The sequence below is a fragment of the Sphingobacterium sp. NGMCC 1.201703 genome, from assembly GCF_047784615.1.
In the GTDB taxonomy this organism is placed as follows: Bacteria; Bacteroidota; Bacteroidia; order Sphingobacteriales; family Sphingobacteriaceae; genus Sphingobacterium.
The window spans coordinates 40,829-56,059 of the sequence record NZ_JBLOHD010000007.1; the positions used below are offsets into that span (position 1 = coordinate 40,829).

The 15,231-nt window shown below is 39.3% G+C and carries 13 protein-coding genes; 11 read left to right on the forward strand and 2 right to left on the reverse strand.

Annotated features, from left to right (window positions below; translation table 11 throughout):
* Nucleotides 1–68 precede the first annotated feature (68 nt).
* Nucleotides 69–971, forward strand: a complete 903-nt coding sequence (atpG, locus tag ACK8HY_RS15595; protein WP_077437691.1) for an ATP synthase F1 subunit gamma — start codon at nt 69–71, stop codon at nt 969–971.
* A 71-nt stretch (nt 972–1,042) separates the two neighbouring features.
* On the opposite strand, the gene ACK8HY_RS15600 is transcribed toward atpG, so the two are convergent.
* Nucleotides 1,043–2,089, reverse strand: a complete 1,047-nt coding sequence (locus ACK8HY_RS15600; RefSeq protein ID WP_416134170.1) for a 3-oxoacyl-ACP synthase III family protein — start codon at nt 2,087–2,089, stop codon at nt 1,043–1,045.
* Nucleotides 2,090–2,167: 78 nt separating this feature from the next.
* Between ACK8HY_RS15600 and ACK8HY_RS15605 the strand changes: the two genes are divergently transcribed.
* The 3 genes from ACK8HY_RS15605 to ACK8HY_RS15615 all read left to right on the forward strand — a co-directional run bounded on the left by ACK8HY_RS15605 (nt 2,168) and on the right by ACK8HY_RS15615 (nt 5,873).
* Nucleotides 2,168–2,449 carry an ATP-dependent Clp protease adaptor ClpS gene (locus tag ACK8HY_RS15605; RefSeq protein ID WP_077437687.1) on the forward strand — a complete coding sequence of 94 codons (282 nt, stop codon included), beginning with the start codon at nt 2,168–2,170 and terminating at the stop codon, nt 2,447–2,449.
* Nucleotides 2,450–2,551: 102 nt separating this feature from the next.
* Nucleotides 2,552–4,996, forward strand: coding sequence for a TonB-dependent receptor domain-containing protein (locus tag ACK8HY_RS15610; protein WP_077437685.1), 2,445 nt, complete (start codon nt 2,552–2,554; stop codon nt 4,994–4,996).
* A gap of 67 nt (nt 4,997–5,063) precedes the next feature.
* Nucleotides 5,064–5,873 (forward strand): DUF1080 domain-containing protein, encoded by an 810-nt coding sequence (locus ACK8HY_RS15615; protein WP_416134171.1) that lies wholly within the window; start codon nt 5,064–5,066, stop codon nt 5,871–5,873.
* Between the two features lie 30 nt (nt 5,874–5,903).
* Here the strand turns inward: ACK8HY_RS15615 and ACK8HY_RS15620 are convergent, their stop codons facing one another.
* On the reverse strand, nt 5,904–6,623 hold the full coding sequence (locus ACK8HY_RS15620) for a YjjG family noncanonical pyrimidine nucleotidase (RefSeq protein WP_416134172.1): 720 nt from the start codon (nt 6,621–6,623) through the stop codon (nt 5,904–5,906).
* Nucleotides 6,624–6,726: 103 nt separating this feature from the next.
* Here ACK8HY_RS15620 and ACK8HY_RS15625 point away from each other — a divergent pair, with 103 nt between their 5' ends.
* The 7 genes from ACK8HY_RS15625 (at nt 6,727) to ACK8HY_RS15655 (ending at nt 15,220) form a co-directional block, all read left to right on the forward strand.
* On the forward strand, nt 6,727–7,602 hold the full coding sequence (locus ACK8HY_RS15625; RefSeq protein WP_077437682.1) for a sensor histidine kinase: 876 nt from the start codon (nt 6,727–6,729) through the stop codon (nt 7,600–7,602).
* Complete coding sequence (locus tag ACK8HY_RS15630) at nt 7,592–8,299, forward strand: response regulator transcription factor (RefSeq protein ID WP_077437681.1); 708 nt, start codon at nt 7,592–7,594, stop codon at nt 8,297–8,299. The genes ACK8HY_RS15625 and ACK8HY_RS15630 overlap by 11 nt, the downstream gene beginning before the upstream one ends.
* Nucleotides 8,300–8,309: 10 nt before the next feature.
* A complete protein-coding gene (locus tag ACK8HY_RS15635) occupies nt 8,310–8,828 on the forward strand; it encodes a hypothetical protein (RefSeq protein WP_254846265.1) in 519 nt (172 codons plus the stop codon).
* Nucleotides 8,828–9,865, forward strand: coding sequence for a uroporphyrinogen decarboxylase (gene hemE, locus ACK8HY_RS15640; RefSeq protein WP_077437679.1), 1,038 nt, complete (start codon nt 8,828–8,830; stop codon nt 9,863–9,865). The genes ACK8HY_RS15635 and hemE overlap by 1 nt, the downstream gene beginning before the upstream one ends.
* Nucleotides 9,866–10,137: 272 nt before the next feature.
* Nucleotides 10,138–10,734: an RNA polymerase sigma-70 factor gene (locus ACK8HY_RS15645; protein WP_077437677.1), complete on the forward strand. Its 597-nt coding sequence runs from the start codon at nt 10,138–10,140 to the stop codon at nt 10,732–10,734.
* A gap of 74 nt (nt 10,735–10,808) precedes the next feature.
* A complete protein-coding gene (locus ACK8HY_RS15650) occupies nt 10,809–11,825 on the forward strand; it encodes a FecR family protein (protein ID WP_416134173.1) in 1,017 nt (338 codons plus the stop codon).
* A gap of 50 nt (nt 11,826–11,875) precedes the next feature.
* Nucleotides 11,876–15,220, forward strand: coding sequence for a SusC/RagA family TonB-linked outer membrane protein (locus ACK8HY_RS15655; RefSeq protein WP_077437674.1), 3,345 nt, complete (start codon nt 11,876–11,878; stop codon nt 15,218–15,220).
* Nucleotides 15,221–15,231: the final 11 nt, after the last annotated feature.

Sequence of the window (15,231 nt, forward strand, 5' to 3'; positions counted from 1 at the left end):
GTATTTGGTATTGAGTCCATTGACTAGACTCAATACTCAATACTAGGTACTTGATACTTAAAACAAATATGGCAAATTTAAAAGAAGTAAGAAACCGGATTACCTCGGTATCATCAACACAGCAGATCACGAAAGCTATGAAAATGGTTTCGGCTGCTAAATTGAAGCGCGCTACTAACGCTATCTTACAATTGCGCCCATATGCGAATAAACTAAGAGATATTTTGGCTGATGTTTCTGCAAGTGTGGAGGGAAGTAATTCTCCTTTCACAGTAGATCGTGAGCCAAATAAGGTGTTGATCGTTGTTGTTTCTTCTAATAGAGGTTTGGCTGGAGCATTCAATGCGAATGTGATCAAGACAACCAATAACCTGATCGCTAACAAATATGCTGAGCAACATGCAAAGGGTAATTTAAGTATCATAGGTATTGGTAAAAAAGGTTACGATTTCTATTCGAAACGTAATTTCAATGTGATCGCTAATCACTCAGATTTGTTTTCTGATTTGAATTTTGGATCTGTTTCAGCAGTGACAGAATTTATTATGGAACAATTTAAGGAAGGTAATTTTGATCGTGTTGAAGTGGTTTACAACCAGTTCAAAAACGCTGCAGTTCAAGAACTGACTGCGGAACAGATTTTGCCTTTATTACCACCTGCGGAGGGAAACACGCAACACACGCATAAAGCAAAAATAGAAGCTGAAGTGGATTATATCATCGAACCTTCCAAAGAGAAGATTATCGAAGAATTAATTCCTAAAGCCATCAAGATTCAATTATACAAAGCTGTTTTGGATTCCAATGCTTCTGAGCATGGGGCACGTATGACAGCTATGGATAAAGCAACTGAAAACGCTGGTGACTTATTGAAATCACTTAAGTTATCTTACAACCAGGCGCGTCAGGCAGCAATTACTACAGAGTTGACCGAAATCGTTTCTGGAGCAGCGGCTTTGTCAAACGGCTAATCCTAATCAGAAAATATAAAAAAGGCGATAATCATATGATTATCGCCTTTTTTATGTCTAGTAATCCCTTATTACCACCTGATTAATGCGGATCCCCAGGTAAAACCTGCGCCAAAGGCGGCTAAACAAACAAGATTGCCCTCTTTTATTTTTCCGGCTTCCCATGCCTCACATAGCGCGATAGGTATAGAAGCTGCTGTTGTATTTCCATATTTTTGGATATTGTTGAAGACTTGATCCTCATTTAATCCCAAGGTTTTCTGTACAAACTGCGAAATACGAAGATTCGCCTGATGCGGGATTAATAAGTCGATGTCAGAAGTTTTCAAGTTGTTCTTGGTCAAAGCTTCATGAATTACTTCAGGGAATTTTACAACGGCTTTTTTGAATACAGCTTGTCCATCCATATTTGGGAAAGCAGTGCCATCTTCAAGCATTTCTTTGGTCATTAATAAGCCGCCCAACTCCTGTTCCGGCCAGTCTGGCATTTTATCCAACCAGATTCCGCTTGAAGCCCCTGGATAATACATTGCGAGCTTTTCCGCCTCAGCACCATCAGAATGTAAATGTGTACTCAAAATTCCTTTACCAGCTTCGGTTGTCGGTTGTACCACGACTGCCCCGGCGCCGTCACCAAAGATAACAGAAACAGCACGGCCTCTTGTTGAGAAATCGAGCGCGAAGGAATGCTTTTCCGATCCCACAACGAGTACATTTTTATACATACCTGTTTTGACAAATTGATCCGCTATGGACAGCGCATAGATGAAACCAGAACATTGGTTTCGGATATCCAATGCCCCCACCTCGTTCATTCCCATTTCCCGTTGAAGTAAAACTGCACAGCCTGGGAAATAGTAGTCTGGTGACAAGGTAGCGAAAATGATGAAATCGACATCTTCCTTGCTAATATTTGCGCGTTCAATTGCTATTTTCGCGGCTTCAACACCCATTGTGGTTGTCGTTTCGCCGATACGGTCGGCATAACGGCGTTCTTTGATACCCGTTCTTTCTTGAATCCATTCATCACTGGTATCCATAAAGCGTGTTAGGTCGTTATTGGTATATACGTTTTTTGGGACGTAATGGCCAATTCCTGCGATTTTTGACTGAAACATAATAAATTCCTCTAATTGATTGTATTCTTCCCTTTTATATTGTCGTTAATTTAGAAAAAAATATTCTATTTTTGCAGCATGGGTACCCAAACTGCTGAAGAAACCTTTACGTTAGAAGAGATATTAGCGTCTGTTAAGGACTCTAATCGCCTGATTTTATGGAATGATGAAACAAATACATTTGACCATGTGATTCATTGTCTGATGTATCACCTTCAATATACAGAAAAGCAAGCTGAAAAAATTGCATGGAAAGTGCACACAGAAGGAAAGTGTGCCGTTCTAGAAGGCACTTTCACGGAAATGGAAATCTACCGCAAGATTTTGAAAGCAGAAGGATTGACGGTCTCCGTGGAGTAAATTACTATCCTTTTTGTTACCGTAATAATATGGTTACGCTTCAAGTTTGTCTATAAGTTTTAGTTTTATTTGCACTGAACTATAAACTAAGCTGAAGCTCTCATGTCATTTAACGCTAAATCGTTTAAATTTTTACTAGTATTTGTACTCTTTCTGCCGACCCTTGTTTTAGCACAAACCGGTCAAATCAAAGCTATCCTGATCGATAGCAAAACTTCCAAACCTATTTCATCTGCCAGTGCTGCACTACTGGATACAAGCAATAACTATGTCAAAGGCGCGCAATCTGTAGATCAAGGATTTCTTCTATTTTCGGATATCAAACCGGGTAAATATAATGTACGCATTAGTTATGTTGGTTACGAAACTCACACGATTGAAGGGGTTGATGTGCTTGCTGCGCGTAGTAAAGATCTTGGGCGCATTGGTCTAAATTCAACGGGTGAGCTGCTGGATGAAGTTGTTGTCGAGGGGAGAGTTCCTGCAATGCAGATCGGTATTGATCGTAAAACCTTTAACGTTGGAGAGAGTTTGGTCAGTGCAGGTGGAACTGCAACAGATGTGTTAGCCAATGTACCTACGCTTCAGGTGGATCAAGATGGATCAGTGAGCCTACGTGGATCTAGTAGCGTCAAGATTCTAATAGATGGCCGGGAGTCAGCGCTAGCAGGAAACGATGTCACATCTTTGCTTCAGAGCCTCCCTGCCAATTCCATAGAAAAAGTTGAAGTTATCACCAATCCCTCGTCTAAATATGATGCAGAAGGACAGACTGGGATTATCAATATCGTCTTAAAGAAAAATATTCGAACAGGGCTGAACGGATCGGTAAATACATCCGCTGGCTCCTATGACAATTATATGGCTGGCATAACATTGAATTATCGTGATCGAAAATTCAATTACTTCGGATCTTATAATTTCAATAAACGTAACATGGTTGGGAGTGGGAAGACGGACAATACCTTTTTGAGTGATACCACCCGTAATTATAGTGAATCTGAATCGTCTAGAAAGGGAAACAGCCACACAGTCAAAGCAGGGTTTGACTATAACATGTCTGATCGAACTTCATTGAGTTTTTCCGGTAATTTGAGCGTTCGAGATAATAAGCGGATAGAGGACTTAAATTATCGTTTCTTTAAAGGAACAAACGAAACAGGAACCAGCGATCGTAAGTCTACCCAATTTGAGGACGATCTTGGCTATGAATTCAACGCTGATTTTAAACATCAATTTAAGCGGCAAGGGGAAGAATTGACGGGGAATGCAAGCTATGGAAGAGATAAAGAAGATGGTACGAACGATTTTTCTCAAAAATATACCGACGGACGGAAAGAAACCGCGCGGAGGAATACAACCTCCGAAGACGGTAAGAATATCAATCTTCAGCTGGATTATGTGTTGCCATTCTCGGAGGTAAGCAAATTCGAGGCTGGCTACCGTTCCCAAATTAGAAAGTCATTTGATACGCAATTTTCCGAACTCCGCGATACAACAGGTAAATATCTTCCAGACTATAGAATCAGCAATGATTTTGATTTTACCAGTACTGTCCATGCGATTTATGCTAACTATCAAAATAGGCTAACGGATAAAATAGGCTATCAAATCGGGTTAAGGGGAGAACAATTTGAACTTAAGTCTACTTATCTCTCGAAGGATCCTGACGCCGAGGAAAAAGAATCCAATGCAAAGCAGAGCTTTTTTAGATTATACCCGACCTTATTTTTAACCTATGATGTAGATGATAATGGTGATAAAATTCAGTTTAGTTACTCACGTCGTGTGCAACGTGCTCGTGGTTGGCAGGTCAATCCATTTCTAAATGTATCCGATGATTTAAATTATCGTCAGGGAAATCCGAATCTGAAACCAGAAGATGTACACAGTTTTGAAATGAGTTTTGCGAAAACTTTTGGAAAAGTAAGTTTAATATCTTCAGCTTATTTCAATCACGCCAGCGAGGTTATCCAGCCTTTTGTTTACAAAATAGAGGATGGAAGAACATACAGTCGATGGGAGAACATGACCAGCCGTAATCTTTCGGGTTTTGAATTTATCTCAAAGGTCAACGCAACAAAAGATTTTGACTTTACATTTAATCTCAACCTGATCCACATTAAATATAATGCAAATCCAGATTATGAGATAAAAGAAAGAAAGGACTTTGCTTACAATGCAAATTTAACGGCTAATTATCGTTTTACACCGACTTTCTCTGCACAAATGAGAGGAGAATTCAATTCTTCACGAGTCATGGCTCAAGGACAAATGAATGCGATGAAAGGTGTGGATCTTGCGCTGAAAAAAGATGTATTCAAGAAGAAGGCATCGATTATGCTGAACGTTAGAGATGTGTTTAATTCCCGAAAAATGAACGGTATGCTAGAGACATCTCAACTTGTGTCTAATTTTGAACACCGTTGGATGAAGAGAATGGTAACTTTGTCGCTTTCCTATCGCTTTGGTATGCAGGATCTAACCAAGTCTAAGAAGAAAGATACAAACACCAACGAGATAAATGGTGGGGGAGAGGAATATTAAAAAATATTCCTCTTTTTAACCCTAAATGCTTAATTTTAATTTTGAAACAAACCTAAAACTAAAAAGAATGAAGTTATTAAAAACAGTTCTTGCGGTATCGGTGATGGCATTTTCAGCCCATCTAAATACAGCTGTAGCGCAAGCAAAAAAAGAGGTGCCGGCTTACAAAATTTTGGATCTGCCACGTGTGGATATCAAAAAATTCAAAAAGAATAAAGCCGGGGCATATGTTATCTTTGATGGTACTTCGATGGAAGGCTGGAGAGGATACGATAAAACTGTAGTTCCCAAAAAATGGGTGATCAATGAAGGCGCAATAAAATTTGATAGTGGAGCAAATGTGGGTAAGGACGAAGGTGGTGATTTGATTTTCGCTCATGACTTCAAAAACTTTGAATTGGAATTGGAATGGAAGGTAGCGAAGGGAGCAAATTCCGGAATTTTCTTTTTGGCCAAAGAAGTCGAAGGTCAGCCAATTTATATCTCATCACCCGAGTGTCAGGTTCTTGACAACGAAAACCATCCAGATGCTAAAATGGGTGTCGATGGGAATCGCAAGTCTACATCATTGTATGATATGATTCCTGCGAAACCACAAAATAGCAAACCTTATGGCGAATGGAATAAAGTAAAGATCCGTGTGAACAATGGTAAAGTTGAGCACTTCCAAAATGGAGAGAAGGTCGTTGAATATACGTTATGGGATAAATCGTGGATTGACCTATTACAAAAAAGTAAATTCAGTCAAGAAAAATGGCCTCTGGCGTTTGAGTTGCTGAGCCATGTAGGTGGAGAAAGTAAATCCGGATTGATTGGTCTCCAAGATCATGGAAACGATGTTTGGTTTAAAAACATAACCGTAAAAGTTTTAAAATAACAAAAAAGCAGCTTTAAAGCTGCTTTTTTGTTATAATATAGATTGTAATTCTTTCAGATCGAAGATCATATGGGGTACATCTTCGGGTTTTTCCGTACAGTTCGGATTAAAGAAGATCGCATCCATTCCCACATTCATTGCACCACGTATATCTGCATCCAGATTATCTCCAATCATCAATGATTTTTGTACTTCTGCACCTGTAGTCTCCAATGCAAATTGAAATATCCTCGGGTCAGGTTTATTTACGCCAACAACTTCGGAAATAAAGATATTTTTGAAATATCTGTTCAGATTGCTTTTTTTCAATTTGGTCTCACAAGCTTCTTTGAAACCGTTGGAAATCAAATGCAGGTTGTATTTTTCGTCCAAGTAAGCTAAGGTTTCATGTGCATGGGGAAATAAATTTGTCTTTTGGGGACAGATTGTAAGATATTCCAGTTCGAATTCTTCCGGAAATAATTCGGGGTCTACACCCAACTCGATAAATGTATCTGCAAACCTCGCTTTCCTTAACTCGGGTTTGGAGATCTTTCCATGATGGTATAATCCCCAAAGTCGATGGTTGTTGATCGTATAAGTTTCAATGAAACGGGTAGGAGATTCCTTATCAAATAAACTGTCAAACTTGTATTTAAAATATAATTCGTGGAGACTTTCTTCGGCATTTTTGTCAAAATCCCAGATGGTGTGATCCAAATCAAAGAAAATATCCTTTTTCTCACGATTAAACATATACAAAGATACCATCTCTGAGGAGATTTTAGCTTATTGTGAATCGGCTAATTTTCTTCTTTGTGTCATAATCTTTAGGATATTTCCGAATACCTTGATGAATAGCTATTTTTGCTTCATGAAGAAAGCGCTTTTACTCTTTTATTTCCTTTTGTTTTATGCGGTGATGCAGCTGATCTGGTGGGGAGTGATGTTCATCCGCTTTGATCCGAGCAAAAAGAATATGATTATAGGAGAGGGTGTTTTCTTTCTGATCATTTTTTTGTGGGGGGCTTGGCGTTTAAAGCGTCTGGTGGAGCGGGAACAGAAATTATTACAGCAACAGCAAAACTTTCTTTTAGCAATTACGCATGAATTGAAATCTCCTTTGGCTTCCGTCAAACTTTATATTCAGACCATTTTGCGACGAGACCTAGATAAAGAACAACAGCGGGCTTTTTTAAAAAATTCCCTGAAAGATATTGAGCGGTTAGATGATTTGGTTGAGAATGTTTTGATGACTACCAAATTGGACAGCCGCAATTATAGCATGCCGAAGGAGGATTTTAACTTGACCTCATTGGTGGAGCAAATCGTCGATCGGCTTCAAAAAAATTCATGTAGCTCACAAGTATTAAAACCGTATCTGGAGTCGGATGTTGTTATCCATGGTGATAAATTTGCGATAAGTAATGTCGTGACAAACCTCATTGAGAATGCAATTAAATATTCACCGGCTTGCGCGATGGTGGATGTTAAATTATATACGGAGAACAATAAAATAATTTTTTCTGTTGCTGATCATGGGATAGGTATCAGTGATGAAGAGAAAAAACTTATCTTTAATAAGTTTTATCGCGTGGGAAGTGAGGCAACACGGAAAACCAAAGGTACCGGTTTGGGGTTATACATCGTGAAAACTGTGTTGCAGAAACACGACGCGACCATTAAAGTTAAAGATAACACTCCTAAAGGGAGTATTTTTGAAGTAACATTTGAAAGAAATGCAAAGTAAACAAAGAATATTACTTGTCGAAGATGAAGAACACTTGTTAGAAGCAATCAAGTTGAATCTCGAAATGGAAGGTTACCGTGTTACTACGGCTACTGATGGAAAAAAAGCATTGAAAGTTTTTAAAGAAGAACGTTTCAATCTTGTTATATTGGACGTTATGATCCCTGAAATTGACGGATTTCAAGTTGCGGAAACCATTCGATTACAGAATACAGAAGTTCCTATCATGTTTTTGACTGCCAAAAATAGTAGTGAAGACCGTATCACTGGACTAAAAAAAGGTGCCGATGATTATTTGGTAAAACCTTTCAATTTGGAGGAATTGATTCTTCGTGTTGGAAATTTGGTCCGCCGGGGTATGAAACCAGATGATTTGAAAGAATTGAACTCTTATCAAATCGGTGACAAAACCATCTATTTTAATTCTTATGAATTGCATCTTGCCGATGGAACGATTACCTCATTGACGAAAAAAGAAACGATGTTGCTGAAACTGTTGATCGAACGTCGTAACGAAGCGGTTTCGCGTGAGCAGATTTTAGAGACTGTATGGAATTATGACGTCTATCCATCGACACGTACCATAGACAATTTTATTTTGACATTCCGGAAATATTTTGAGCCTGACCAAAAGCATCCGATCTATTTCCATTCTATCCGAGGTGTTGGTTATAAGTTTACCGACAATAACGCATAGTAGATAAAAGATGATGACGATTAAGGCTAGAATAGCCGTTATTTTTATTGCTGCATTACTTTTGGGCTATGGTTTATATCAAGGACACTATCAAACATCTGTATTGCTTGCTGGGGGAATTGGTTATTTAATCTGGAGCCATTTCCGGGAAGGTTCAGTTTTCTTGGCAACACAAGCTTTTCATCGACAAGACTATGAAAAGACAAAAAGCTTATTGTCTGAGATAAAAAATCCGGATACCCTTCGTAAGGGACGTCGTAATTTCTACGAATTTATGATGGGAAATATAGCCTTGAAAGAGGAGCGTATCGATGAGGCTGAATACCATTTTCAGCTGGCTTCCCGCTTGCCTTGGAAAAAAGATAATGAAAAAGGTATGGTAATGATCAATCTGGCTAATATTGCACTACGAAAGACGGATTATGAACGAGCAAGGGCGTATACAGACGTGGCCAACAAATTACATTTGACCGCAAGACAGGCCAGTATTATTACAAAAATAGAAAACGAAATTTCAAAACATTTATAGTGAGTACTACTTTACAAAACGACTTATTGATTAGAGCTGCATTTTCGCAGCAAACGGAGAGACCTCCTGTGTGGATGATGCGTCAGGCTGGACGCTTTATGAAAGAATACTGGGATATCAAAAACAAGTATTCTTTTCTCGAAATGTGCAAAACACCAGAGATTGCAGCAGACGTAACGATGTTGCCCGTAGATTTGTTGGGAATAGATGCAGCGATCTTGTTTTCGGATATTTTAGTCACAGCTGAGGCAATGGGTGGAGATCTGTCATTTGAGCAGGGAGTAGGCCCCCGTTTTTCTAATCCAGTTCGTTCTGTAAAAGATGCAGAAGCATTATCAATTGACTGTCTGGACAAATTGCAATATGTAGCAGATGCCATCAAAGTAATTCAACAGCGTCTAGATAATCGTATCCCCTTGATCGGTTTTGCAGGAGCACCCTTTACCATTTTAAGTTATTTGGTTGAAGGTGGTTCATCAAAAGATTTCAAATTGACGAAGTTGATGTTGAACAATCAACCTGAATTGGCACATACCATCCTTCAAAAGATTGCTGATGTAACTGTAGAATATCTTAATATGCAGATTGCAGCCGGCGTAAATGCGATTCAATTATTTGATAGCTGGGCTTTGGCTTTGTCATGGAATGATTATCGTGATTTTTCACATTATTATAATAAACAGATCATCTCCAGATTGAATCGCAAGGATATTCCTGTCATATCTTTCTGTAAAGGATCATCTGTCTTTGCTCCGATGATGGTAGAGGCGCAGCCAGATGTGGTTTCGATCGACTGGAACGCAGATCTAAAAAATATGAAACAATCGTTGCCGCAAGGAATAGCAGTTCAAGGGAATTTAGATCCGTTTGTACTGTATGCTGAAAAGCCTGTTATCAAAAAGAAAATTATAGAATTATTTGAACGCATGCGTGGAGAGAATGGTTTTATATTCAACTTGGGACATGGTATTATGCCTGATATTCCGTTTGATAATGTGAAATATGCAATCGAGGTCGTAAAAGAATTTAGATACTAAGTTTTTCAGGAGATAGATACCGAAAACAAGAACTAAGATTGAGATAAATATCTGATCCATAAAAAAGAAGACTTGCCACAACTGGCAGGTCTTTTTTTATGAGAAGGTATTCAGAGAATCACTGAAATTTAGTTTTTTAGATTTTTAAAGTATGTAGATGCAGATTTAAAATAGAAATAGTGAAGATCCGTGTAAAATATGTTAAAATGAGCACACTTACTTTTTTTTGTAAATCTTGTTTTATTTTATAGCTTAGTCGCAAAACCTAATAAATGAGTAAAAATACCTTGATGGATGGACTGCTGATTAATGAAGAAGCACTGGAAGAAGTGTTTCATCATTATTTTGATGAGCTATGCCGTTTTTTAGGGTATTATACGCGTGATGTACAGTTGGTGGAGGACTGTTTGCAGGATGTGTTTGTTAAACTATGGGAAGATCGGGAGCAAATCCATATTTTCCATGTCAAGACCTATCTTTATCGGGCAGCCCGTAATCGTGTACTCAATGCTTTACGCAATGAAAGTACACGTACCGCTCATTTGGAGCGTTGGTTTAAGGAAGAAATGACTCGTCAGGAGGCAGAGGAGTGTATCAATATGGAGGAGTTTTCCCTTGTGTATCAGGAAGCGATTGGTAAACTGCCCGAAAAATGTAGAATCGTCTATCAATACTGTAAGGAAGAACAGAAGACCTATCAGCAGGCCGCCCATGAACTGCAAATATCCATCAAGACCGTCGAAAATCAGATGTCCATTGCGTCTAAAAAGATACGGGCACATATACTTGAACGCTATCAAATACTGTATCCAGATTCGATTTTGTTGGTTTTAACGATGTGTGGTGCGGGGCTTTCCACACTTGTTTAAATATTTAAAAAAAATACAAAATCTTTTAGGGGTTTTCTCCGCTCTAGGTGTCTATTTGTCGTAAACCCAAAATAATGAATAGCAGTTATAAGCCGTCACTGGAGCAATTAGTTCGATATCTAAAAAAAGAGAGTGATGTAAAGGAAAATGAAGCGATTGTAGCTTGGCTCGATTCAAGTGAACAAAATCGTCATTATCTTTTGCAGCTGGAAAACGAATGGATACATCTCAAAGAATCGCCACTGATCATCGATCGGGCAGATCGTCCACGGATATGGGATAAAATCCAAGATCGTATACAACCTGTCGTAAAAACTATTGTTTTTGACCGTAAGCGTTTTTGGTGGTTGGTCAGTGCTGCTGCGATTCTTATTTTTCTATCAGGGACATTGGGAACGTATTTTATCCAGCGTAATATTTCAATGAATGCATCTTCGCAGGAGCAGACAATTGTTTATACTGCTTTGGGGCAGAAGTCACAGGTTATATTACCTGATGGATCCAAAGCTTGGTTAAATGCGGGAACCAAGATGAGCTATTCGCATGCATTCAATCAACATGATCGGAAGATTACACTCGAAGGCGAGGCATTTTTTGATGTGGTGAAAAAAGTAAATATGCCGTTCACCGTGCAGACTTCCCATTTGGATGTCGTCGTGAAAGGAACTGCTTTCGATGTTTCAGCCTATGCGGATGATGCCAAAATAGAGGTGTCCTTGTTGCGTGGAAAAGTTGCGATAAAAGATAAAAAAGGGCAATTGGTCGGAGAATTAAAACCTAATGATTGGATCCAATTGGATAAACGGACTGGTCGGTATACGCAGATACGGCAATTGGACGCGGTACAATATAGCACATGGAAATCTGAGGAACTTGTTTTTGAGAACGAATCTTTGGAAAGTGTTCTTAAGAAATTAGAGCGGTGGTATGGTGTCGATATTGCCTGGAAGGGGGCAGAGTCTGATAGACATTATACATTCAAAGTGAAAACTGAAAGTCTACGTGAAATTTTGGAATTGATCAATGTCATTACACCAATTCACTATACAATAGCTGGCAAATCTGTTGCTATAGTTTCAAAAAAGCAATAACCAAAAATTAATGATGTAAACTACTTAAAACAAAAATATACCAAAAAATTATGAAAAAGAAACCTATTCTGATGAGTCTTTTGCTCCTCAGCCAGACCTTCTTTGCTGTAAATGCGCAGCAGGTATCGGGCAAAAAGGAGTCTTCAAATCTTAAGTCACTTATCGAGATTGTTGAGAAGAAGTATGGCTATTCATTTATGTTCAGTAATTCGGATGTAGATGTCAAGACACCACTTTTCTATGATAGTCAGGCAAGCAGCTTGGAAGCATTGTTGAAAGATGCGTTACAGGAGAGCTCGATTACATACGACATTGCGGGGAAACGGATTTTGTTAAAACCTAAGGTTGGAAATAAACAACAAAAGGGGCAAGTAAAAGGAAATGTAGTAAATGAAAAAGGGGAGCCACTAGCGGGGGTAAGTATACATGCTATAGGCAGTGGGAAGACCGTTGCTACAGATCTATCCGGTGCTTTTTCGTTGGAAGTCAATACGAAGGATTTACTTCAGCTTAGCTATGTGGGGTACCAAAACCAACAAATTAATGTACAAGCGGGAAAAGATGTCGATATCACCTTAACTAGTGGAAATAGAGAACTTGAGGAGGTCGTTGTGATTGGATACGGTACATTAAAGAAGTCTGATGTCACAGGTGCAATAGCGAGCATTAATACAAAAGATCTGTCGAAACGCGCAACGACAAACCCCGCAGAGGCATTGCAGGGGGTAGCTGCTGGTGTCAATGTGCAAAAAAATAGTGGTATTGCCGGAGCAGGGGTACAGGTCAAGATCCGTGGGGTCAATACCTTTGGCAGTAATGAACCACTGTATATCATAGATGGGTTCCCAGGTACAATCAGTAATGTCAACCCGAATGATATTGAGAGCATGGAGGTACTTAAAGATGGTGCCGCTGCCGCAATATATGGTTCTGTGGCTGCCAATGGTGTTGTTATCGTCACAACGAAAGCTGGTAAAGCCGGAAAAATTCTTGTAGACATCAATAGCTTTACGAATGTAACAGAAACGTCTAATCGACTAAAAGTACTCGATGCTGACGGTTATGTGAAAGTGCACCGTCAAATGTATGACGAATACAATAAGTATGCTACGACGCCAGTCAAACTCCCTGACTATATCAACAAGCCAGGTAACAATAATACCGATTGGCAAGAGGAGGTATTCCGCACAGGACTTTCCACGGCGAATAGTGTTGCCATCCGCGGTGGACAAGACAATACCCGCTATTCTCTGTCAGCGAATTTAAGTAATGACAAAGGCGTCGTTATCGCGAACGATTTCAAAAAAGAAAATGTCCGTATGAAATTGGGAACCAAGAAGAATATTTTCACCGTGGAAGGGAATATGGCCTACACGAATTCGAAATATCATGGTCCCAATTTTAGTTTAAAAGAAGCCTACATGATTTCACCTTTGGTACCTGTTTATGATACGGCACAAAAAGGTGGTTTTGGTTTGACAAATTGGGGTGGTATTCCCAATAATGTCAATGTTGTTGCCGACGAGCATTATAAAACGAGTTGGACAAAAAAGCAGGATTTCGCAGGAAATGCTTTTGTTAGCGTAGACATCATGAAAGGCCTAACCTTTAAAACAAGTTATGCTTTTAATGCGATTAATACGCAGGACTATTTCCATTATCCACCATTTGCCTCTGATGAAAAGAACCCTTATGAATTTCCTTTTTATTCGGAAGGTCGTAGCTATTGGCAGGAGCAGGTCTTTGATAATCTTTTAAATTACAAAGGAGATTTTGGAAAGCATAGCATCAATGCACTTCTGGGGACCTCCTTTAATCAGCAGGAATCCAATTGGAATAATGTAGGAGTAGAAGGTAAAAAGATTGTCTATTCCGTTGAGAATGGAGGGCTAGTGACTAAAGAGAGCGCAGAAGGGTTTCTGGACCCAAATTTTATGACGATCAGTTCGGGACAAGGCGGGACGTTTTCTGCAGATGGTTCCAAATACTACTATAATCGGATGTCTATTTTTGGTCGTGTCAATTATTCCTATGCTGACCGTTACCTTGTACAAATGACTTTGCGTCGTGACGGGTCATCAAAATTTGGAAGAGATAATCGTTACGGATATTTCCCTTCCGTTGCACTGGGCTGGAAGGTGGATGAAGAAGAATTTTTTCCAAAAGATTCCTTTGTTTCGAGCCTGAAATTACGGGGGAGTTGGGGAAAACTGGGGAATGAGGTAGCGCTAGGTTATTATGACCATCAGGCCCTTATCAGCACGTACAACAGCCTATATATGGGCTATGTAAAAGGAAGTGGTAATCCGTGGCCCGGTAGTATAGCGATGGGGCTTGAGAATCGCTTGCTGAGTTGGGAAACGACCGAGTCAAAAAATATCGGCGCCGACTTTGGTTTATTCAACAACGTCTTGCGCGGATCGGTCAATTATTTTGTGAAGACCACCAATGATCTATTGATCACAAGAAAAATAGCTCCATCTGCGGGTATATTGGATCCAGTGTTAAATGTTGGCGAAATCCGAAATACTGGTTTCGAGGTAGAACTTAAGTATGCAAATCGGAAAAATGATTTTCAATATGATATAGGCTTGAATCTATCCACTCTAAAAAACAAAGTAGTTCGACTTGCGGATGATGAGCAGACACTTTTTGGAACAGGTCTAAAATTTGGGACAGAGCATTACCCTAACCAAACGCGTGCAGGCTATCCGATAGGAGCATTTTTCTTATATCAAACAGACGGAATTTTTCAGAGTATGGAAGAAGTAAACAAATACATCAATAAAGATGGAAAGCTTCTTCAAGATAAAGCTAAACCAGGCGATATCCGTTTTGTCGATGTCGATGGCAATGGTGTGATTGATGATGAAGATAAGAAATATAGTGGGACAGGGATCCCTAAATTGGAAGTAGGCTTGAACCTTGGTGCTTCTTATAAGGGCTTTGATTTTTCGGCTTTGATCGGAAGCGGCTGGGGACATAAACTATATAATGGAAACCGATACTTTTTTGAAGCCATGAGTTCGGGATCCAACTTCTTGAGCAGTACATTAAACGCTTGGACCGAAAATAATCGCAATACCGATATACCACGTGCGGTGTTGGAGGACCAAAATGGCAATAGCCGTGAGTCTACACGCTTTTTGGAATCGGGAGACTTTATCAGACTGCGCCAACTACAGTTAGGTTATACTTTGCCTAAAAATCTATTGCATGCCATCCGTTCAGAAAATCTAAGGTTTTATATCAGTGGACAAAATATGTATACATGGACCAAGTACAAAGGGATTGATCCCGAATTTGCGCCATCTGGTGTATTAAGTACTGGAGTAGATCGTTATATCTTTCCTTTTACCAAGTCCTATTCCTTTGGGATTCAGTTTACATTCTAAAATTTAACAAG

Excerpts from the sequence above, each read along its gene's own strand:
- atpG (WP_077437691.1), top strand. The coding sequence starts at position 69 with ATGGCAAATTTAAAAGAAGTAAGAAACCGGATTACCTCGGTATCATCA.
- ACK8HY_RS15600 (WP_416134170.1), bottom strand. The coding sequence starts at position 2,089 with ATGTTTCAGTCAAAAATCGCAGGAATTGGCCATTACGTCCCAAAAAAC.
- ACK8HY_RS15605 (WP_077437687.1), top strand. The coding sequence starts at position 2,168 with ATGGGTACCCAAACTGCTGAAGAAACCTTTACGTTAGAAGAGATATTA.
- ACK8HY_RS15610 (WP_077437685.1), top strand. The coding sequence starts at position 2,552 with ATGTCATTTAACGCTAAATCGTTTAAATTTTTACTAGTATTTGTACTC.
- ACK8HY_RS15615 (WP_416134171.1), top strand. The coding sequence starts at position 5,064 with ATGAAGTTATTAAAAACAGTTCTTGCGGTATCGGTGATGGCATTTTCA.
- ACK8HY_RS15620 (WP_416134172.1), bottom strand. The coding sequence starts at position 6,623 with ATGGTATCTTTGTATATGTTTAATCGTGAGAAAAAGGATATTTTCTTT.
- ACK8HY_RS15625 (WP_077437682.1), top strand. The coding sequence starts at position 6,727 with ATGAAGAAAGCGCTTTTACTCTTTTATTTCCTTTTGTTTTATGCGGTG.
- ACK8HY_RS15630 (WP_077437681.1), top strand. The coding sequence starts at position 7,592 with ATGCAAAGTAAACAAAGAATATTACTTGTCGAAGATGAAGAACACTTG.
- ACK8HY_RS15635 (WP_254846265.1), top strand. The coding sequence starts at position 8,310 with ATGATGACGATTAAGGCTAGAATAGCCGTTATTTTTATTGCTGCATTA.
- ACK8HY_RS15645 (WP_077437677.1), top strand. The coding sequence starts at position 10,138 with ATGAGTAAAAATACCTTGATGGATGGACTGCTGATTAATGAAGAAGCA.
- ACK8HY_RS15650 (WP_416134173.1), top strand. The coding sequence starts at position 10,809 with ATGAATAGCAGTTATAAGCCGTCACTGGAGCAATTAGTTCGATATCTA.
- ACK8HY_RS15655 (WP_077437674.1), top strand. The coding sequence starts at position 11,876 with ATGAAAAAGAAACCTATTCTGATGAGTCTTTTGCTCCTCAGCCAGACC.